This window comes from Kaistia sp. SLG-1, assembly GCF_059699055.1.
In genome coordinates this window covers 3926126-3944980 of the sequence record NZ_AP048544.1, presented here as the reverse complement: position 1 = coordinate 3944980, position 18855 = coordinate 3926126, and the positions used below count along the sequence as shown (strand labels likewise).

Genomic DNA, 18855 nt, shown 5'->3' with positions numbered 1-18855 from the left:
ATCATGTGCGATTAAAAAGTGCTTGTGTCAAGTCGAATTGTGTGAAGTTCGCTATGATTCGATCCTGAGTCGCTTCTCGATCGCTCAGGATCGACAAGGCTCGCTCGTCGTAGGTTCCCTCGGCGATGATGGGATAGATCAAAACCTGCTCGGTCTGACCGGGCCGCGGCAGTCGCATGTTCGCCTGCAGCCACAGCTCGAGCGAGAAGGTCAGCCCGTACCAGGCGGCGAGGTGACCGCCATACTGAAGATTGGTGCCATGCCCGATTGATGCTGGATGCGCCAGCAGCATCTTGATCTTGTTCTGGTTCCAGAGCGTCACCGAGTGTGGGTTTTCGTTGGCAACCACCGCATGCGGGTAGCGCTTGCGGATAGCCTCCTTGTCGAATTTGAAGCCGTAGAAGACCAGCAGATTTTCACCTTGGGCGGTGTCGACCAGCTCCTCGAGTGCCTCCATCTTGGCGTCATGGATGTGAACGACTGAGCGATCTTCCTTGTAAAGGTGCCCGTTGGCGAACTGCAGAAGCTTGTTCGCAAGCACGCCGGCCGAGACCGCCTCGACGTCGTGCGGCTCGCTGTAGAGCGTCTTCTCGAACTCCCGGTATTCCGCCATGGCCTTGGCCGGCAGGCGGACGCGGATCGGGTGGAACTGGGCGTCCTCCGTCACCTTCTCTTGGGGGATCGTCACAAGGATGTCGGAGAGCGCCGCCAAGATTTCCTGCTCGGCATTCGGCTTCGGCGTGACCGTGTGGGTGTACTTGTCCTTGTCGAACCAGCGGCGCTCGAAGTCCGATTTGCTGCGCCCCAGCCGCTTTCCCTGGTCCAGCAGGTAGGCTTGGCCCCAGAGGTCGATGAGCCCTTTCGGCGCCGGCGTGCCGGTCAGCTCGATGACGCGCTCGATCTTTCGCCTAGCCGTCGTCATGATGCCGAAGCGGGTCATGTTGCCGCCCTTGCGCGTCCGAACCTCGCCGTCGGCAGCGCGGACTTTGGCGGCTTTGGTTCGACCCTCGCCGGATTTGAACCGAGAGGATTCGTCGATCACGACGCAGTCCCAATACCAGTTCTCGACCGACCGGATGAACTTTGCCAGCCACGGCAGGTTCTCGAAGTTGATCGTCGTGATTTCCTTCCGGGCCCGGATGGCAGCCTGACGCTCCTCCGGTTCGCCGACGGCGACTGCATACGATATGGCGCGCGTGTGCTGCCAGGCAGCAATCTCGTCGGGCCAAGTGTTTGCTGCAACGAAGCGCGGTGCGATCACCAGAACATGATGGATCTCGAGCCTGTTCAGCATGTCGTAGAGGGCGTCGAGCGTGGCGCCGGTTTTGCCGGAACCCATCCCGCTGATGATCAGCTTTGCCGGGTTGCTGCGGGCGATGCTGGCGATCAGGCGCTGGCTGGCTCGCAGCTCGTCTCGTGCGCGCACCTTCACAGCAACGGCATCCAGGTCTTGAGGAAGGCGATCGCCTCGGCGCCCGTATAGAAGACGCGTACCTGCACGCCGACTGCGGCAAGGCGCTTGAATTCCTCGCTCTGGCCAGATGAAAGACCTCCGCCCTTCTTGTTGCGGCGGTCAGGTCGCTTCATTTCGATCAGCAGGATCTGCCCGTATCCGAAGAAGCCGCGGTCAGGGCAGCCGCGCCGGCCAATGTATTGGAGCTTCCGCACCACCCAGCCGTTGTTCTCAGCCCAGACGACGACGTCGAGTTCCTCGTTCTGTTCAATTTCTCTACGGCTGAAATCGAAGTCATTGGCGACCTTCACGCTGCCATCATCCATGTGCTGAGAACCGCCAGGCGGTTGGCCTTGGTCAGGCGGATCCGCTTCATCGGCTCCCGTTTGGGGCCGAAATAGCCGAGGTCGGTGAGGATCGTGCGCGCCTCTGCGACGTAGCGGTCATAGTCGATATTGTCGGGGAACTCGTCCGGCAGCCGCATGCACTCGGCCGCCCCGTCGGTCTTGGGCACCTTCTTGAAGTTGCCGGTCGTTTCATGGGGCTCGGCCTCGTAGATGGCGTCGCCACCGGTGGCCCAGTAATAGCGAACCACCTTGCCCAGATAACCGCCGCGCCAGGTGGCGCCCTTTGAAGCCTTGATCACGGTGACGAACTGCCGGATGTCGCGGCAGGCCCGAATGGTGTCTTCCACCGGCGTGCCGTCCTTGATCATCGCCAGCGCGGCGTCCGAGCAGATGGTCGCCTGGGGGTTCTTCATCAGCTGGCCGCGGACCGGATCGAAATCCGACTTGTGCGAATTCCACGGGTTGCCCTGCGGGCCCTTCCTCTTGTGCCCGCCGTCCGGCTTGATCGCGAAATACGAGTTGACCGACTGATTGTAGATGGATCGGTACTCGCCAAACTCGAGGTCAAAGCCGGTGTCAATCTCCCACTGCGAGCAGACGCGCTCGAGCGCGCTCGGATTGAGGCGGTCCTTCTTGAGGCCGGCGTACATCTCGCGCGGGCAGCGGAAGAGCACGCCGTCGGTGTTGCCGCTGACGACGCCGATTCCGGCTTCGAGCGCCCGTTCAACGAGCATCAGGATCGCGAGCTGGCAGGTGAGCGTGACGGAGAGCAGCAGGTGCGGCGCGTAGACGATGCTGTGGCGGCTGCCGAGCTTCCCATAGACGCCGTTCAGCTGAATCTTGCCGCCCTTGTCCTTGACCTGACATTCAAGCAGCTCGTGCTCGAGCGCGGCACGGCGATCCGGATCGTTGACCCCCTTCAGCTCGTCGACGATCGCCTTCGCGCGCTTCTTGGCAGCAATGCGCTCATCGCGGATGGCGCGATAGGCCGTCAGGAAGTCGGGCCCGAGCGCCGGCGGGTAGAGGCCGAGCATGAGGATCGCCGCCGGATACTGCGATGCGACGTCGGCGTCGACCAATGCGAACTGCTTGTCGGAATGCGTTGCTCGGCAGCTTTCCGTGCTGTGAATGCCGCCAATACCGAAGCTGTAGGTCTCGCTGCCGAGAGTGATTGACGCGCCGTCGCCGTCCATCCAGGCGGGCGGGATCGTCTTGCCATCCGGGCCGACCATGAACACGCTCTCGCGCACCCGCTCGAGCAACTCTTGCAGCGCTGGCGTCCTAAAGCTCACCCACTCCGGAACGGGGTATTTGAAGGTAGTCCCCGGCTTCGTCGGATTCTTGCTGACCCGCTTTCCGGTGATCTGCTCGACCCGCTTCTTGACGATCGCCTCGCCGATCTGCGCGTCGGATTTCGACATGAAGTTCTGATCGTGCCGGGCGCTCAGCGCGCGACGCAGCTCCATGGGCTCCTTGAGAGCGTTCCAGAGGTTTTCGGTCGCATCGAGGTCCGAATGCAGGCAGTAGTGCGCGATGACATCCATCTGCTCGCTGGTTGGCCGGATGTGCGGATCGAAGGGGAGGTCCTGCATCTGCCGGCCGTGCATGCGGCCGTTGAGGGCCTTCAGCGACGCGACGGCGTTCGGCTGCGGCTCCATCAGATCGATGTGGCGCTTTTTCAGCTCATAGGGTAGCCGGATACCGAGAAAGTCCTCGACGTCCCACCATCTGATTTTCCCCTTGATGATGCCGTCGGAGGCACGCTTGAGGTGCTCATTGGTGATCTCGTCGTCGAGCGAATACCAGAGCAGCGGCAGGTCGTAGCCGAGGCTATTGTAGCCGACCGTCGTGTTGCGCAGCAGGATCCGCCGCACGAAGTCGCGATCGTAGGCGGGCTGGCGCGAGCTGAACTCGACGCCAACGCGCTTTCCGTCTTCCTCGCGCTTGAAGCCGACATAGAAGAAGTCGTGGAACGTCTCGATATCGGTGAAGATGACGCTCACGGATGTTGGTCGCCATCTTCAGAGTTCGGCGCGACCTCCGCGTAGAACGTCCGGCCCGCTACCGTGGCGATGATCCAATTGTTGGCCGGCGAGATCTGAGCGTCATCGGCCTGTCGCTTCTCGATCCAGCGGCCATCCGCGTAGTCAAAAGCGCCGCGCTGGATCTGGTCGAGCAATGACCCGTCGATGCGAGATCCAGGGCAATGGGTCGGCATGGCACCTTCGGCACCTCCGCAAACTTCGCAGAGTGAGAGGGCACCGTCGCAGACGAAGCAGTTTTCGGCCTCGCAGCTATGGAGCTTGTGCGTCATGCCGCTCCTCACAGCAGGAGATCGTCGTCGGTCGGCTTGGTCGCAATGGCGATGCTGGTATCACCCATGGTGATGCGCATGCCGCCGTTCTCGCTTAGCGCGATGGGGCCGCCATTGTGCAGCTTGACCGCCCGCAGACCCTGCCAGTAGGCCGAGACCCAGCGCGCCTGGTGCCGGGCGTCGTCGATCGCGTTGTGGGCCACGCCTTCCAACTGCTCGTCGAAGCGGACGATGTCGTCAGCGAGCGCCTTGATCGTCCGGCAGTCGCGCACGTTCCAGAATTTCCAGGGCGCCTCGCGCTCGAGGATCCGGCCGAAGGCATATTCGAGGATGGTGATGTCGAACGAGGCGCCGTTGCCCCATGGCTGCACCCGGTCGCCGTGCTTCCGGCAGAAGGTCTCGAAGGCTTCGAAGACCTTGATCGCGGGGTGACGGCCGCGGACCACCTTCTGGCGCGCCGCGTCGCCCTGGCTCAACCACCACTTCAGCGTAGAGCCGCTCATGCGCCCGTAGCGCAGGGCATCCTCTACGTCGATGGCACCGTCGAACTCGTCGCCGAGCGTGCCGGTGTTCGGATCGAAGTAGACCGCGCCGATAGCGATCACCGGCGCATTCGGAGCCGTGCCCAAGGTTTCAAGGTCGATCATCAGGTGCTGGAATTTCACGACAAGCTCCGCAGTCACAGGAAGGGGAAGCTGGCGGCGTCAGGCCGCCAGCTTCGGTCGCGTCAGATGAGGTCGTCTTCGGTGCTGGTGGCCGCGCGGTTCGACGTCGACGGGCCGGTGTCGAAGCTGTCGTCGTCCTCAAGATCGTCGAAGTCGTCGGCGTCGACATAGATCGCGCCGCCGCCCATGCGCTCGCCGTCCTCGTGGGAACGAATCGCTTCGACGGTCGAGAAGATGCCGCGAGAGCCCTTGTCCGTGCCGTAGAAGGAGACGATCACGTCCGCGTAGACGCCACCGTAGAAGATGTCCGGAATCTTGGAGACATCGAACACCTTGCCCTTCTCGAGCTGCTCGGCCGATGCTTGTTCACGAAGGATACCCTTGCGCCGGTCGAGGAGCTTCGGGCGCTTCTTGCCGCCATCGGGGCCATTCGCCGAGAAGGCGTAATTGCCCTCGTAGCCGGCATAGACCTTGCCCTCGCGATTTTTGAAGCGCTCACCCTTGCGGAACGTCACGCGCTTGGGATTGTCCTCCTGGATCTCGATATAGGCCTTCTCGTTCTTCCACTTGACCTTGCCGGCGGCACCCAAAGCGCGGTCGACCTTGGCCTTGTTCTCTTCGAAGTAGGGGCTGTCGGTCTCGAGGATGATGTTGGTGCCGTGCGTCTCCTTGTCCGACTCGTCGCTCGTCTTGTCCGCTTCATGAAGGCGGGCGGTGAAGGACAGGCGGACGCGCTTCAGCTGGACGGTGCGACCGTCGGATTTGTCTTCGATTGCCATGATGTGGGCTTTCCTTGTGGATGGGAGGTGGCGGGTTTCTCGGAGGCGCTTGGTTGCTCAGTCGAGGTCGTCGAACTCATCCGAGATCGGTGTGATCGCTGGATGGGGGTGGTCGGCGGGAACCAGCTTCGGTTTGCCCGGGGGGCGATCCACCAGCGGCTGGAGGGCCTTCCAGGTCTCGGGATGGCCGGCCTTCTTCCGGCCGGGCTTCACGAGCTTCTCGATCTCGGTGATGCCGATGACTTCGCGGGGCTTGTAGGCTTTGTCGCCCAAGGCCTCTTCCAGAAGGCGGCGGGCAGCCTCCTGATCGGTGAAGTAGCGGTTGCCCAGATCCCCGATGATGGCCTTGGAGCCCGGATCGGGGTTCCCGCTGATCGCCGCGGCCAGCGCGTCCTCATGCAGCTGCGCCAACCAAGAACGGATGTCGGCAGCGTGCTTGACGATGTGCCAGCGGCGCTCCGGGGTGATCGTCAGGCGGTCGATGAGGGCCGGCTCCTCACCTTCCAGATCCTCGAACTCGTCGACGATCATGTCGGTGAGCCATTTGTTGCGAGCCGGGCAACCGCCTTTGGCCTTCTTGGCGTCGCACCAGCGGCAGGCCTTCTGGCCCGGCTTGAACTCGACGTCGCCGTCGATGATGCGCTCGTAGACCGCCTTCATTTCCTCGCCGAAGGCGAGCAGCTCCTCGAGCGTCACTTCCCAGAACTTCATCCCGCCGGCGCGCGGCTGGTCGATGTTCATCAGGACCGTCTTGACCGGCGGCCGGCCGAGGTGGTGCCACATGCCGAGTGCGTAAAGGCGCATCTGCTTGTTGCCGACGGCGTCGACCGGCTCGCCCTGGCCGAACTTTAGGTCGCTGATGACCAGCGCCTCGGCATCGACGTAGACCCAGATCCCCGCTTCGTTCTGCGAGAAGTCGAGATACGACTTGCCGGCTTCCACCCAGGCGGTGTCGCAGGTGCCGAACTGCCCTGGCAGCCACGGCGACAGGTCGACCTTGATTTCGACGAAGGGGCGGTCGGTGTGCTCCCGCACCCAGTCGACGCCGGTCTGCAGGTGCGACGCCATCTCGTCATCGACGGTAAAGGTGAAGCCGTCAGCGCTGATCACCGCGCCGACGAAGTGGTGCGGATCGAGCGCGAAATCCAGGCTCATCTCACGGACCTCGTGGGCAACCGTGCCCTCGGCCGCGAACTCGGACGAGTCGCGCTCCGGGATGGCGCCGGCCGCGCGCAATTCCTCGATCAGCGCAACGGAGGCGGTGCAGGTGCTCCACCGGTCGCAAGCCGAAGGGGAGAGGCGCGCGTGGGCAGTCACCGAACGATCTCGTAGCGGGCGAAGCCGGGGATCCGGACTCCGCGCAGCGGGCTGCTGCCATCCTTCTTGGGTCGGCCGAAGAGGATGTCAGCCACGCTCTGATGGGTCGTGCCGCGGACACCTATGACGAAATACTCGCCGTCGCAGACCTCACCCTTTGCACCGTAGCCGGCTAAGGGGCGCCGGTAGACACGCACGAGGGTCTTTCCGATCGCGATGCCTGCATTCGCCATCATCGCGAGCGTGGCGCGCTCACGCTCCTCCACCAATCGCTCAGCAGCAGCAAGCACGTCGGCTTCGGCCACCCGAAGGCGTGCACGCGCCGACTGCAACTGGCGCAGCAGTTCCTCTGCACTGTGATTGGTCATGATGGTTTCCGTTTTGAGGCGCTTGAGAGGGGAGCGGACCCGGCGCGGAGAGTGCACCGTTGCGCGGGCTCTCGAACGCGCAGCCCGCTCCCCACTGAAGCGCCCCAGTCCGGCCCGGGAGGAAGAGGCCGGACTGGGGGCCGCGATCAGACGAGGTCGTCGTCGGCCGCGGCCGGCGCGGGCGGCGGGGTCGTGATGTCGCCCTTGGCCTTGCGCTTCTCGATCTGGTCGAGGAAGAGCGCGACGGCGTCGTCCTGGATGTCTTCGGCCGACTTGGCGGCGCCCTTCTCGACGCTGGGCTTCCGGATCTTGTCGTTGTTGAGCAGCTTCTTGACCTCGGCCTTGCGCGCCTCGCGCTCTTCCGCCCGGTCCGTCGCGCTGAGATAGGAGGCGACGGCCTCCGGCACCTTCAGGCGCAGATCGTCTTCGGGGTTGGCGGGATCCTTGCGGTCTTCGGGGCTCGCCGAGATGTTCGGCTTCGGATCGCTGGCCGAAGCCTTGTCCGCCTTCTTGGCGGCCGCGCCGCCGGCGGTGCTGCGAACCGTCTCGATCGCTTCGGCGCGCATGTCGCGGAGGTCGGCGGTCGTCGCGAGCAGCTCCTTCAGGACAGCGGTGTTCTCCTTCGTGGCAGCGATCTGCTCGGCGATGATCTGTTCGAGGCTCATTTTGTCTCCTGCGGCTCGAATTCGTGACGTCTCCCTTCAATCACATTCGCCGCACTGGTTCAACGGAAAAGTGTAACATTTTCACTTTTAACTTGCCTGTGCGATGGCGCCCCCATATGGTCGGCGGCGTCAGAACAAGGTGAATTCCATGAACGAAAAGCCCAAAAACGGCCGCGCCAAGAAGGCGGAGAGCGCCGCTTTGTACAAGAGCAAGCTCTATCGGCTGCTTGTCGAGAAATTGCCGACTCAGTACGTGTTTCAGCATGTGAACGGCGATCGAATCGATACGCTTCGCCTGAGCAAGGTGACGGGAAACGCCCGCTATACGATCTATCGCTGGCTCAATACCGGAAAGCTGTCGGTCAACGCGATCAAGGCGCTGGTCGCGATCTCCCTGGAAACTGACGACGAGAAGAAGAAAGGCGCGCTGACCCAAGAGGATCTGCTTCCGTTCGCTTTCGGCAATTGACCCTTCGAAGGACGGCAGCATGACCACTTCCGCCGCGCTGGATCGCGCGATGGATGCAGTCCGGCCCATGATCGAGGCCGGAGCATCCCTCCACTGGCTTGTCCCGTTCCAGAAGCGGCCTATCGATGAAGGTTGGTCGCAAGTTCCGTTCAGGACGGAAGGCGACCTGCGCGCGACCTATCGCAGCAACGCCAATATCGGCATTCGCCTGGGCGAGCCCTCTAAGGTCGGCAATCTCTACCTCCATCTCATCGACCTCGACATCCGCAAGCCGGAAATGGCGGCAGAAGCATGGGCTGCACTGCTCAGCCTGTGGCCTTCCGCACGGTCGTTTCCAAGCGTCATCAGCGGCTCAGGCGGTGAGAGTCGGCACCTCTATTTCCTCACCGATCGCCCGTTCCGAAAGAGCAATCTCGCCAAATCCAAGGGCGAGTTCGCCGTGGAGGAGAACGGCCGCCCGGTCAGGAAGCGGGATTGGGAGATCGACCTCATGGGAACCGGCTCCCAAGCCGTGATCCCGCCGTCGATCCATCCCGACACACGCCAGCCGTACCGCTGGGAGCGGCCGCTCGAACTCGATTTCCCAATGCTCATGCAGGTGCCGGCCTCGGCGCTCGAGACCTGGGGCGCCCGGCAGTCGCAGACCGCGGACGACGAAGATGAGGATGATCTCTTCGCGCTGGTGCGCACCGAGCCGATGGATCTGACCGACGAGCAGATTGACGATGTGCTCGCCCACATCCCCAACGATGGCGCCGGCGCCCACTATGACGAATACGTGCAGGTCGGCATGGCCATGCACCACCAGTTCCAAGGATCGGCCGAAGGCTTCGAGCGCTGGTGCGACTGGGCCCGGCAGTCCGATAAGTTCGACCAGAAAAACGCTCGGTTTCGCTGGCGCTCCTTCAAGCAGGATTCGAAGAACCCGGTCCGCATGGCGACGCTGATCCAGATCGCCAACAATAACCGACTCAGCAGCGACCTCGATCTCGAGCTCGAGGACGAGGACGAGTTTGACGCCGCGCCAGCGTCGCCTGCAGCCCTGCCAGCTCCCGCATCTGCTTTCGACCTGACTGATCTGCTCGCGCCGGCGGCGCCGGCTATGCCCGTGCCCTCCCAAGCCGCCAGCGCGACCGCGCTGCGGGCGCCGGAGGCAGCTGCTGATGCAGATTGGGTCCAGAGGCTTCACCGCAATGAGGAAGGCGAGCTGAAGAGCACGGTCACGAACATCGACCTGATCTTCGACAGTGATCCCCGCACCCGTGGAATTGCTGCTTTCAATGAGTTCACGCAGGAGATGGTCCTGCGGGCGAAACCCCGCCAGGTGAAGAGGCCCCGCGAATCGAGCCACGAGCCCATCAACCTGAATGGGCGGCTATGGAACCTGCGCGACACGCTGAACGGCGACAACTGGACCGATGACCACGACACGGCGGTCCGCGTGCTGTTGGAAGCGAAGACGCAGCTGAAGGGCTACGGCATCAAGGTCAGCGACCGCGATCTCCGCGGCGCCATCGGCGCAAACGCCCAGCGCCGTCCGTTCCATCCGATCAAGGATCTGATCACCTCCGTCAAATGGGATGGCGTCTGCCGCGTCGAGACGATGTTCATCGACTACCTCGGCTGCGACGACAACGCCTACTATCGCCAGGCGGCGCTGCTGACCCTGGTAGGGGCGATCGCCCGCATCTATCGGCCAGGCCACAAGTTCGACTTCGTGCCGATCCTGGAAGGCCTTCAGGGCAAGGGCAAGTCGACCTTCATCAAGATCCTCGGCCTCGAGTGGATGAACGAATTGACGGGCGACATCAGCGACCCGAAGCAGATGGTCGAAACGATGCAGGGCTCATGGATCCTTGAGATCGGCGAGCTGTCTGCCATGCAGCGTTCCGAGGTGAACGACCTGAAGGCGTTCGTGAGCCGGACGACTGACAAAGTTCGTCTCGCGTGGGAAAAGCGTGCCCGCGAGTTCCCGCGGCAGTGCATCTTCATGGGGTCGACCAACGACCGAGAATATCTGCGCGACATCACAGGCGGCCGCCGTTTCTGGCCCATCGTCTGCCAGCTGCTGGGCCTGATCGACACGGCCCGCTTCAAGGCCAACGTGATGCAGATCTGGGCGGAGGCGCTGGTGATCTATCATCGAATGGTGGACGGGCACGGCAACCGCGAGCTGCCGCTCTTTATGACGGATGGGGCAGCGAAGCTTGCTGTCCAGATGCAGGAGAGCCGTCGCGTCGAGACGGCTGAGGAGATGCTTGCCGGTCAGATCGGGGCGTGGCTCGAGCAGCCCATCGATCCGGACGCTCGGTTCGACGATCTCGACCTGACCGTCCCCAAGCAGTATCGCAAGGAGACCTGCGTCAATCAGATTTGGCAGGAGGTACTCGGCAAGGATGGCTCACCTTCCGGAATCGATGCGACCCGCATTGGAAAGGCTATGACCATCATCGGTTGGCCGCGATCCGCGGGTCCCGTCAACAGCTACGCGGTCAATAAAAAATACGGAACTTGCCGCGTTTATTTGAGGCCACAAAAGTAGCCTACGATCGATAATCGAATTGACCCGCTTCGGCGGGTTTTTTCATGCCCAAATGGTCTTAAATCGAAAATCGGATGAAGCCAACTTTGGCGCCCGGACAAAGTCGATCGTATCCCATTATCGGCTGTATTCCTGCGCGCCTCTCACCCTCCTCACCCAAATCACCCGATTCCCATATAGTTTAAAACGCGGGTGCACACCCACGGGTGGGCTTTGCCCTTACCCCTTAGCCCTATCCCTTATTTATCTATCCTATATTTAGGGTGAGAAGGGTGAGAAGGGTGAGAGATGTTGTTATTTCAATGGGTTACGCCGACACCCACCCTCGGGCATCGGTGAGACGGGTGAGATTGCTTTCGAAAGTAGATCAGGATCGATTTTGCTGGCCCGAACCGGGAAATCCCGCCACGGATCACGGTATATTGGTACCGCAAACCGGTTTCGCTGGGGCCATTTTCAAATTTCGCGTGAATCGCGCTCTGCGCCTCCCGCCCCTCGATCGCCCCTCCCGGAAGGACCCAAAGCCACTATCCTATTGATATCATTGAATAAACCGGAAGCTTGATCCAAATCCATCATGGGTTTTGGTCCATAATGGCTTTCGTTCCACTTCCATCACGGATTGAGGCCCTCTTTGTCCCGGCTGCCAGGCACTTCTAGGCGGCATGCTTCCGGGTATCCCTGCAGCCATGCGGCAGGGGTGAGCGCGTCGCACGTCTCGGCGCGGCCGGCTGAGGTTCTGAATTGAAGGGCGGGGGGATTCGGGCCCCGATCTATGCCGGCCGTCTATGGGACCAGGTTGATGGCTTCCGGCATTCTCCAGCGCCTTGCGCTGCATTCTCGTCGACCATTGGCGCCTCGGAAATCCCGCCGGCTATAGGCACGCGCGCGAGATGACACCTCTAGATGTAACTTTCACTTTTTGGGTGAATGCGGATTGACTCCCTTCGGACATTCACCTAAAAAGTGAAAGTCAAACAAAACGGAGTTGTCGCCATGAAGCGCCGCACCACCAGTCGCCGGGATATCGCCAAGCGCGCCGCGCGCCGGGCTCGCATTGAAACCGCATTGCTGGTCGCGGCCGGCGCGCTCGCAGGCATTGCATGCGCCGCCGTGCTGGTGATCGGCATGGTCGACATGGCCAGCGCCTCGGAAGCGACCTTCAATCTTGTCGTTTCGGTCGACGGTAACGCCTTCATTGAAGACGCGAATTTGAGCGCGAGCGATTGCGCCGCCGCCGTGTCGGCTTGGCTGGTCGACTCCAAGGTCGCGGCCGTCGCCTGCGAACGCCAGCGCTAAGCCCATTTCAGAACGAGGACATGCTCGTGACCAGTCGCATTGCATCCGCTAAGCGCCGAGCCGCGAACCTGATCGACCAAGAGGCGTGGTTTCTCGGTTCGGCTGCCGCCATGCGTCATTCCTTCCGGCGCGGCGTTCTCACTCGTGAGCAGCTGATCCAGCTTCACGCCTACTACATACGCGGCGCCAGAAAATACCGCCGCGCACGCCTCCCGCTCTAAATCCATCACACGCCAAAGGAGCCGCACCATGGTCGCCGCTAATCTGCTTTCCGCCTACCGCTATCATCGCACCGCGCCTTACCGTTGGCAGGGTCGCATTCGCGCCGTTCCGCCCGCGTCTGAAGCGCTGCAGCGCGCTCGCGACGACGTGGCGACGGGTAAGGCCCGCAACCCGGCGGACCGGATCTATCCCACCGTCACATGGCAGCCGCGCGAGGCCGCAAGCCGGGCGCGCGAACGCCTCGGCTATGTCGAGAAACCCGCGAGCGTCGGCTTGCGTCATGTCGGGAATGTTCAGGCGGAACCATCGCATTCGCGCGGCATGTGGTCGGGCGGAAAGGCTGCGGGGTGGCATGCTGATAATGAGTCCGGCGCGGTCAGCGGCGTTGTCTATGGTGTCGTCTACCAGCTGCCGGCGAGCAAGGGTGTCGCTCGCTTTGTCGCCGGCTATCGGTTCGCGGAACATGACGGCGACGGCGCAATTCTTGACTTCGGGACGATATTCGAAGGCGAACGAGGCGACGACTCGCGTCCGACTGACACGGAAGCGGCGCGCGCGGCCGGCTATGCTGCCGACTCCATGGCGAAACGCGCCGCCGAGGCGGAGCGCGACTATCAAGCGGCATGGGCGGCAGGCTCGCGCTATTCCGATTTGGGCCATGAAATCACCAGCGCGCGGCGCGAAGCGCTTTCCCTGCTTTCCGAGCGACGCGAGGTGCGGATATCGGGCGCGGCCGCTGCAGGCTCGTTTGCGGCGATTTGCGGCGCTATCCGCGACAAGGTGCGGGGGAGCCTGGAACGCATTGAGGGCGCGCGCACGGAACGCGCGAAGCTTCGCGACGGCGACTATGTGAACGAATGGCTGCCGGGCTTCCGCGCTGGCGACCAGCGCATGCGCGAGGCTTTCAACGAAGGCGCGGACGCTCTTATTTTGTCCTGATATTCACTTTTAATGTGAATATGGATTGACGACGAAATCACAATCACCTAAAAAGTGAATGTGAAACGGCGCTGCCGTCGTCGGGCGACCCCGCTAACCCGGCCTGTTGATCACGCGGGACCTTCGGAGGGCAAAACCATGCTCGCATGGTCAATCGTCCTGCGCTGGAAGACGAAAAAGGTGACGGTCCGCATAACCGTCACCCTCTTTATCAGCCTCTAGCGCAAGGCGGCGGAACGGTCGAAAGGCCGTTTCGCTCCTCCGATCCTAACCCCTCTGGCGAACAAGGATCAAGCGACATGCGAATTCAGGCCAAGGCCATTTTCAAGGCTCTTTCTACCGCGTGGCGGCTTCGCGCGAACGGCGCGGAAACGTTCGAACTGGTCGCCTTATGCATGCTCGCCGCAAGCCGGTTTGAGCGGCCTTCCGGCCAGCTGGTGCTTGGCCAGGTCCGCGCCCATGCACGCCGTATCGCCCTCCGCACGCACGCCGCCTAAGCGCCGACGACAAGGAATCTGATCATGACCAAGGCAACAGTAGCCGCTGAATTCGCGGCCGTGTTGAGCGAAGCGGCGCATTTCGTCCAGTCGAGCAAGAAATTGCGCCCGCCTTACTATGCGGTCCCGATGCCGCGCGCGATCGCCGACGACGTCGCGGCGCTGCAGCGGATTAGCGCATCCGTCGAGCGTTGGGCCGTCAAGGCGTGCAACGGTATCGAGCGGTGGGAAAACGGCCGTTGGGTCGCCAGCTGGACGGAAGCCGACGAGGCCGCGAAGGAGAAGGCCGACGCTCGCGCCCTCGCCAAGGCCTCGGAAATTGCCAAGCGCTATGGCGCGACGGTCCGGATCGGCGGCGACCCGCGCGGCTATACCTTCCGGCTGATGCTTCCGACGGGCCGCACGAATTCGTTCGCCGGCGACGGTTGGGGAGTCGCGTGATGGCTCACTATCGTCTTTCCCGCGACATCGAATTGCGCTTTCGCGACGCTCACACGGTGCGCGCCAAGGCCGGCACTATCCTGCAGCGCATTGCCGGCGGCATGGACTACAGCTTTGCGATACCGCCGGCCAACTGCGAAACCGACAGCCCGCGCGGGCGCGGCAGCCTCTGGGCGCACGACACCACCTATTTCTATATCTGGGCGCCGGATGACGCCGTCGAAAAGGTCGAGTCCGATGCTTAGGGCCTTGGCCGAATTGCTCGCGCTCGCGGCGTTCTTTGCTGGCGTCTCCGCCATGGCAACCGCCGCCGTTTCCCCCGCCGTCGGCTTCACTTTTTGAGCGAGTTAGCACCATGCCCGAATTCGTTTTGGAAGGCCGCGACCATGCCGCGCGCGCGGAGTCGCCTTTCGTCCTCGGCTTCATAGAGGCCATGTTTTTCACGGAATGCAGCCCGGCATTCGACTCTGCCGAGTGGTTCACTGACGAGGCGAAGGGAGCGCAAGAGGAAGGCCGCGCGGATGGCACGTTGCCCGGCGACGTCGGATATTCGGATATCCACCCGGATTCGCTCGACACGATCCGCGAGCGCTGCCAGGCGTTCCAAGCCGAGGCCGCCGAGCTTCTCGCTGAGGCGTATCAGCGCCCGGACTATGACGAGACGCAAGCCGGCCGGGATTACTGGTTCACGGTCAACGGGCATGGCGTCGGCTATTGGGACCGCGACCAGCTGAAGGCCGGCGACCTTGGCCAGCGGCTTAGCGAAGCCTGCGGCCGTCGCGAATTCTCCGCGTCGTTCGGCGAACACGCGGACCACCGCCACGAAACCATTTCCTTTGTCCACGTCGATTTCTGAGGGTGCGATCATGCCGAAATTCACAATCCACATGAGCCAGTATGTCGAGCAGGTCGCCACAATGGAAATCGAAGCGGCCACGGAACAAGAGGCACGCGACAAGGCAATCAGCGATGCGCCTAGGGCGGATTGGATAGAAGGTTGCTATGCGGAAAAGGCAGAAATCCGCGAAGTGATCAGCGAGTCCGGCGTCAAGGTCTATCCGATCGGCGAGGAGGCTTGACCATGAAGCCGTTGCTTGCCGCCACGCTCGACAATGCCGACTCCGTCCGCTTCCCCGTTCTCGCTTCTCCGAAGCTGGACGGGATCCGTTGCCTGATCATCGGAGGCGAGGCCGTTTCGCGCAGCCTTAAGCCCATCCCGAATGTTGCTGTGCGCGCCGCGTTGTCCGGCCTCCCTGCTTTGGACGGTGAATTGATCCTCGGCGATCCCACTTCCCCGACGTGCTTTTCCGAGACGACATCGGCCGTCATGTCGCGCAGCGGATCGCCGGATTTCACCTTTCACGTTTTCGATCGTGTCGACACTGACGCGCCGTTTGCCGATCGATACGCAAGCCTGGCAAGGGTTTCGCATCCGCGCGTCCGACTGGTCCCGCATCGCCATATCGAGTCGCCTGAGGCGCTGGCCGCCTATGAGGCGGAAACCGTTGCGGCAGGCTATGAGGGCGTCATGGTGCGCGACCCCGGTGGCCCCTACAAACACGGTCGCTCGACCGTCCGCGAAGGGGCCTTGCTCAAAATCAAGCGCTTCGCGGATGGGGAGGCGCGAGTCGTCGGGTTCGAAGAGCTGCAGCACAATGAAAACGAAGCCGGCCGGGATGCGCTAGGTCACACGGAACGCTCTACTGCTAAGGCCGGCCTTCGCGCTGGCGGAACACTCGGCGCGCTTGTGCTCGAGTCGTCCGATTGGGCTGCACCCTTCAAGGTCGGGACCGGCTTTGACGCGGCGGCGCGCGAAAGGCTTTGGAATGAGCGCAACGGGCTGATTGGACGCTTGGTGAAATTCAAACACCAGCCAGCCGGCGCGAAGGATGCGCCGCGGTTCCCCGTGTTTCAGGGGTTCCGTTCGGAGTTGGATCTTTGACCGCGCTGCAAATCGGACCCGGCGCGGCCATTCCGCACCGCTATTTGACACGGCACGCCGGCATTTTCGGCGCGACGGGAACCGGCAAAACCACAACCCTCGGCGCGATCGCCGAGCGCGCGCCGTGTCCGGTCCTGATCCTGGACGCCAAAGGCGACCTTGAATCCCTTGGCGAGACGCTCTTGCGTCCGGTCATGCGGATTGACGCCATGGGCGCGGACCTGATCGCCCGCGCGCTCGACCTATCCGAGGCGCAGGCCGGCGCGCTGGCAATCGCGCTCGCATGGGCGGAGGATTCCGGCCGCGCCGTCGCCACGCTGGCGGATTTGCGCGCGCTCTTGAACGACACGTTGCGCCACGATTTGAGTGGGCGATACGGCCTTGTCTCGCCGGTTTCCGTCTCGGCCGTGCAACGCGCGCTGTTGCGTCTGGAGCGCGGCGCGCCATGGGCGTTTAGCCATGCACGTCACGATGCGCGCGACACTCGCGGCCGCACGGTCTATGCCGCTTCCGAATTGACGCATCTGCCGGGCCTCTATGGTGCGTTCGTCGCCCATGTGCTCGACTCCCTCTATCGCGGCCTTGGCGAATTGGGCGACGTCCCGACGCCGGGCTTGCTGGTCATGATTGACGAGGCGCACCTAGTTTTCGACGGCGCGCCGCCTTCCATCGTCCAGCGGATCGAGCAAATCACGCGGCTCATTCGATCGAAGGGAGTCGGCTTGATCTATGTCACCCAAGCGCCCTCGGACCTGCCGCACGTCGTCGCCGGCCAGCTGGCGACTCGCGTCCAGCACGGACTCCGCGCGTCGACTGCCTTTCACCAGAAAGCCGTAAAGGCTGCAGCCGAAACCATGCCCGGCAACGTCACGGCTGCCGACATCATGGGCCTAGGAACCGGCGAGGCGTTCGCCAGCGTGCCGGATGCGCGCGGCCGGCCGTTGCCAGCAAAGCGGATCCGCGTCGACCGTGGCGCGCTGGCGCTGCATAGCGTCGGCTTGCCTCCGGCCGTACCACCAGCGCCCGCGCCTGATTTCCAGCGCCTGAGAGGCATTGCCACGCCGTCGCCGCAAGACGATGCACCGCCCAAACCGCGCCCGTGGTGGTTTTGGCCTTTGATCATAGCCGGCTCGGTTTGGGGATTGGGATTCCTCAACGCCGCGTTCGGCTGATTTCCCGCGACGACACATAAAAGCCCGGCTGATAACCAGCCGGGCTTTTTGCGTTTGGGCGGCGTCCTGGTCGCCGCCGTGCCGCCGGCAGCCGTGCCGCCGTGCCGCCGGCTGCCGCCTGCCGTGCCGCCGGCTGCCGCCTGCCGTGCTGCCGTGCCGCCGGCTGCCGCCTGCCGTGCTGCCGCCTGCCGTGCTGCCGCGCTGCCGAGCCGCCGCCTGCCGGGCTGCCGAGCCTGCCGCCTATCGTGTCGCCGGGCTGCCGCGCTGCCGCGCTGCCGAGCCGCCGCCTGCCGGGCTGCCGAGCCGCCGCCTGCCGGGCTGCCGCCTGCCGCCTATCGTGTCGCCGGGCTGCCGGGCTGCCGCCTGCCGCCTATCGTGTCGCCGGGCTGCCGCGCTGCCGGGCTGCCGAGCCGCCGTGCCGCCGGCTGCCGTGCCGCCGTGCCGCCGGCTGCCGCCTGCCGTGCTGCCGTGTGCCGCGCCTGCCGCGCTGCCGCCTGCCGTGCCGCCGGCTGCCGCGCCTGCCGCGCTGCCGCCTGCCGTGCTGCCGCGCCTCCGGCTGCCGTGCCTGCCGTCATCCGCTCGCCGTGCGACGCACCACCGCGCGGCGGAATGGTCGCCGACGCCTGCGGATGGTCGCCTGGGCACTACCGCCGCGGGCGTGCGCGACCAGGATGATCGAGGTTGCCTGGGCCGACCCCACCGACTGGCCGGCCGGCGCCCCCGGAGAAAATCAGACCCCGGAGAAATAGGTGGCCCGGAGAAAACGACACTGGCGCCGCCCGGCTCGAGCCGTGAAACGGATTCGCTGGGCCCTCGGAGAAAATCAGGCGTCTTTGCCCAGGCGGTTGAGCAGGATCCGCCGCACCTTTTGCGTTTGCTCCGTGCTGCCCTCGCCGTCCTGCGTGCCGAAATGTTGGATCCCATCCAGATCGTCGGCGGTCAGGAAATTGATCTTCCGGTTGAGGGTGTACGCGCCCGTCGGGATCTTCTGGTAGGCCACGACGTAGAGGGCCGCGGCCTCTGAGATCGGCACGGCGGCCGCCACCGCGATATTGCAGATGGCTCGGACGGACCGGTCGATGTCCATCGGCGACACCCTCGATCGGACGAGCAGGTTCACCACGGCAATCCCGAACTGATGCTCATAGCCCCGACTGACGATGTAGTTGCCGGCGTCCGCCAGGCGGCTGCGCTGATATTTGTCGGCGTCGACGTTGACGAGCAAGACGTTGTCGAAATCCGAGGGGCGCACCTTGGATGCTGCGGAGTTGACGAAGGCGTAGCCGCCGATCGCCAGCGCAACGACGGCGCCTGCCGCGAATAGGGTGAACTTCCTCATAATCTCTCCCTCGATCTGCTGCTCACAACCTATCCGTTCACCCGCGAGCTGCAAGCAATGGTCGCCAGCAAAAAGGGGCACCCCC

22 protein-coding genes are annotated in these 18855 nt (G+C 63.5%); 12 read left to right on the top strand and 10 right to left on the bottom strand.

The features are described 5' to 3' along the window. Position 1: 1 nt before the first annotated feature. The 9 genes from AC6HZP_RS18200 to AC6HZP_RS18160 all read right to left on the bottom strand — a co-directional run bounded on the left by AC6HZP_RS18200 (position 2) and on the right by AC6HZP_RS18160 (position 7908). A complete protein-coding gene (locus tag AC6HZP_RS18200) occupies positions 2–1432 on the bottom strand; it encodes an SNF2-related protein (RefSeq protein ID WP_497523990.1) in 1431 nt (476 codons plus the stop codon). After that, entirely contained in the window at positions 1429–1779 is a 351-nt protein-coding gene (locus tag AC6HZP_RS18195; RefSeq protein WP_497523989.1) for a PDDEXK family nuclease, read from the bottom strand. The genes AC6HZP_RS18200 and AC6HZP_RS18195 overlap by 4 nt, the downstream gene beginning before the upstream one ends. Next, the gene (locus tag AC6HZP_RS18190) at positions 1761–3803 is read right to left on the bottom strand and encodes a hypothetical protein (RefSeq protein ID WP_497523988.1); all 2043 of its coding nucleotides are present in this window, start codon (positions 3801–3803) and stop codon (positions 1761–1763) included. Before AC6HZP_RS18190 ends, AC6HZP_RS18195 begins: the two co-directional genes overlap by 19 nt. After that, positions 3800–4114, bottom strand: a complete 315-nt coding sequence (locus tag AC6HZP_RS18185) for a hypothetical protein (RefSeq protein WP_497523987.1) — start codon at positions 4112–4114, stop codon at positions 3800–3802. Before AC6HZP_RS18185 ends, AC6HZP_RS18190 begins: the two co-directional genes overlap by 4 nt. Before the next feature lie 8 nt (positions 4115–4122). Further along, positions 4123–4779 carry a 3'-5' exonuclease gene (locus AC6HZP_RS18180; RefSeq protein WP_497523986.1) on the bottom strand — a complete coding sequence of 219 codons (657 nt, stop codon included), beginning with the start codon at positions 4777–4779 and terminating at the stop codon, positions 4123–4125. 62 nt (positions 4780–4841) lie between these two features. After that, the gene (locus AC6HZP_RS18175; protein WP_497523985.1) at positions 4842–5558 is read right to left on the bottom strand and encodes an ssDNA-binding protein; all 717 of its coding nucleotides are present in this window, start codon (positions 5556–5558) and stop codon (positions 4842–4844) included. Positions 5559–5615: 57 nt separating this feature from the next. Beyond that, positions 5616–6875 carry a DUF2800 domain-containing protein gene (locus tag AC6HZP_RS18170; RefSeq protein WP_497523984.1) on the bottom strand — a complete coding sequence of 420 codons (1260 nt, stop codon included), beginning with the start codon at positions 6873–6875 and terminating at the stop codon, positions 5616–5618. Further along, positions 6872–7243 (bottom strand): hypothetical protein, encoded by a 372-nt coding sequence (locus AC6HZP_RS18165; RefSeq protein ID WP_497523983.1) that lies wholly within the window; start codon positions 7241–7243, stop codon positions 6872–6874. Before AC6HZP_RS18165 ends, AC6HZP_RS18170 begins: the two co-directional genes overlap by 4 nt. Before the next feature lie 146 nt (positions 7244–7389). Then, positions 7390–7908 (bottom strand): hypothetical protein, encoded by a 519-nt coding sequence (locus AC6HZP_RS18160; RefSeq protein WP_497523982.1) that lies wholly within the window; start codon positions 7906–7908, stop codon positions 7390–7392. 148 nt (positions 7909–8056) lie between these two features. Between AC6HZP_RS18160 and AC6HZP_RS18155 the strand changes: the two genes are divergently transcribed. The 12 genes from AC6HZP_RS18155 to AC6HZP_RS18100 all read left to right on the top strand — a co-directional run bounded on the left by AC6HZP_RS18155 (position 8057) and on the right by AC6HZP_RS18100 (position 17431). Beyond that, positions 8057–8377 (top strand): hypothetical protein, encoded by a 321-nt coding sequence (locus AC6HZP_RS18155; protein ID WP_497523981.1) that lies wholly within the window; start codon positions 8057–8059, stop codon positions 8375–8377. A 19-nt stretch (positions 8378–8396) separates the two neighbouring features. Further along, positions 8397–10919, top strand: a complete 2523-nt coding sequence (locus AC6HZP_RS18150) for a VapE domain-containing protein (RefSeq protein WP_497523980.1) — start codon at positions 8397–8399, stop codon at positions 10917–10919. A 996-nt stretch (positions 10920–11915) separates the two neighbouring features. Beyond that, positions 11916–12218, top strand: a complete 303-nt coding sequence (locus AC6HZP_RS18145) for a hypothetical protein (protein WP_497523979.1) — start codon at positions 11916–11918, stop codon at positions 12216–12218. Between the two features lie 26 nt (positions 12219–12244). Further along, the gene (locus AC6HZP_RS18140) at positions 12245–12439 is read left to right on the top strand and encodes a hypothetical protein (RefSeq protein ID WP_497523978.1); all 195 of its coding nucleotides are present in this window, start codon (positions 12245–12247) and stop codon (positions 12437–12439) included. Positions 12440–12467: 28 nt separating this feature from the next. Next, the gene (locus AC6HZP_RS18135) at positions 12468–13379 is read left to right on the top strand and encodes a hypothetical protein (RefSeq protein ID WP_497523977.1); all 912 of its coding nucleotides are present in this window, start codon (positions 12468–12470) and stop codon (positions 13377–13379) included. 299 nt (positions 13380–13678) lie between these two features. After that, entirely contained in the window at positions 13679–13876 is a 198-nt protein-coding gene (locus tag AC6HZP_RS18130; protein WP_497523976.1) for a hypothetical protein, read from the top strand. A 24-nt stretch (positions 13877–13900) separates the two neighbouring features. Continuing rightward, on the top strand, positions 13901–14317 hold the full coding sequence (locus AC6HZP_RS18125) for a hypothetical protein (RefSeq protein ID WP_497523975.1): 417 nt from the start codon (positions 13901–13903) through the stop codon (positions 14315–14317). Then, on the top strand, positions 14317–14562 hold the full coding sequence (locus AC6HZP_RS18120) for a hypothetical protein (protein WP_497523974.1): 246 nt from the start codon (positions 14317–14319) through the stop codon (positions 14560–14562). The genes AC6HZP_RS18125 and AC6HZP_RS18120 overlap by 1 nt, the downstream gene beginning before the upstream one ends. 110 nt (positions 14563–14672) lie before the next feature. Further along, the gene (locus AC6HZP_RS18115) at positions 14673–15173 is read left to right on the top strand and encodes a hypothetical protein (RefSeq protein ID WP_497523973.1); all 501 of its coding nucleotides are present in this window, start codon (positions 14673–14675) and stop codon (positions 15171–15173) included. A gap of 10 nt (positions 15174–15183) precedes the next feature. After that, positions 15184–15396: a hypothetical protein gene (locus AC6HZP_RS18110; RefSeq protein WP_497523972.1), complete on the top strand. Its 213-nt coding sequence runs from the start codon at positions 15184–15186 to the stop codon at positions 15394–15396. A 2-nt stretch (positions 15397–15398) separates the two neighbouring features. Further along, a complete protein-coding gene (locus AC6HZP_RS18105) occupies positions 15399–16259 on the top strand; it encodes an ATP-dependent DNA ligase (protein WP_497523971.1) in 861 nt (286 codons plus the stop codon). Then, entirely contained in the window at positions 16256–17431 is a 1176-nt protein-coding gene (locus AC6HZP_RS18100; protein ID WP_497523970.1) for a helicase HerA-like domain-containing protein, read from the top strand. Before AC6HZP_RS18105 ends, AC6HZP_RS18100 begins: the two co-directional genes overlap by 4 nt. Positions 17432–18254: 823 nt before the next feature. Here AC6HZP_RS18100 and AC6HZP_RS18095 read toward each other — a convergent pair. Continuing rightward, a complete protein-coding gene (locus AC6HZP_RS18095) occupies positions 18255–18770 on the bottom strand; it encodes a hypothetical protein (RefSeq protein ID WP_497523969.1) in 516 nt (171 codons plus the stop codon). Positions 18771–18855 lie beyond the last annotated feature (85 nt).

What these genes read in the sequence shown, in the direction of transcription:
- AC6HZP_RS18195 (WP_497523989.1), bottom strand. Translation starts at nt 1,779, where the DNA reads ATGGATGATGGCAGCGTGAAGGTCGCCAATGACTTCGATTTCAGCCGT.
- AC6HZP_RS18185 (WP_497523987.1), bottom strand. Translation starts at nt 4,114, where the DNA reads ATGACGCACAAGCTCCATAGCTGCGAGGCCGAAAACTGCTTCGTCTGC.
- AC6HZP_RS18175 (WP_497523985.1), bottom strand. Translation starts at nt 5,558, where the DNA reads ATGGCAATCGAAGACAAATCCGACGGTCGCACCGTCCAGCTGAAGCGC.
- AC6HZP_RS18165 (WP_497523983.1), bottom strand. Translation starts at nt 7,243, where the DNA reads ATGACCAATCACAGTGCAGAGGAACTGCTGCGCCAGTTGCAGTCGGCG.
- AC6HZP_RS18160 (WP_497523982.1), bottom strand. Translation starts at nt 7,908, where the DNA reads ATGAGCCTCGAACAGATCATCGCCGAGCAGATCGCTGCCACGAAGGAG.
- AC6HZP_RS18155 (WP_497523981.1), top strand. Translation starts at nt 8,057, where the DNA reads ATGAACGAAAAGCCCAAAAACGGCCGCGCCAAGAAGGCGGAGAGCGCC.
- AC6HZP_RS18150 (WP_497523980.1), top strand. Translation starts at nt 8,397, where the DNA reads ATGACCACTTCCGCCGCGCTGGATCGCGCGATGGATGCAGTCCGGCCC.
- AC6HZP_RS18145 (WP_497523979.1), top strand. Translation starts at nt 11,916, where the DNA reads ATGAAGCGCCGCACCACCAGTCGCCGGGATATCGCCAAGCGCGCCGCG.
- AC6HZP_RS18135 (WP_497523977.1), top strand. Translation starts at nt 12,468, where the DNA reads ATGGTCGCCGCTAATCTGCTTTCCGCCTACCGCTATCATCGCACCGCG.
- AC6HZP_RS18130 (WP_497523976.1), top strand. Translation starts at nt 13,679, where the DNA reads ATGCGAATTCAGGCCAAGGCCATTTTCAAGGCTCTTTCTACCGCGTGG.
- AC6HZP_RS18125 (WP_497523975.1), top strand. Translation starts at nt 13,901, where the DNA reads ATGACCAAGGCAACAGTAGCCGCTGAATTCGCGGCCGTGTTGAGCGAA.
- AC6HZP_RS18120 (WP_497523974.1), top strand. Translation starts at nt 14,317, where the DNA reads ATGGCTCACTATCGTCTTTCCCGCGACATCGAATTGCGCTTTCGCGAC.
- AC6HZP_RS18115 (WP_497523973.1), top strand. Translation starts at nt 14,673, where the DNA reads ATGCCCGAATTCGTTTTGGAAGGCCGCGACCATGCCGCGCGCGCGGAG.
- AC6HZP_RS18110 (WP_497523972.1), top strand. Translation starts at nt 15,184, where the DNA reads ATGCCGAAATTCACAATCCACATGAGCCAGTATGTCGAGCAGGTCGCC.
- AC6HZP_RS18105 (WP_497523971.1), top strand. Translation starts at nt 15,399, where the DNA reads ATGAAGCCGTTGCTTGCCGCCACGCTCGACAATGCCGACTCCGTCCGC.
- AC6HZP_RS18095 (WP_497523969.1), bottom strand. Translation starts at nt 18,770, where the DNA reads ATGAGGAAGTTCACCCTATTCGCGGCAGGCGCCGTCGTTGCGCTGGCG.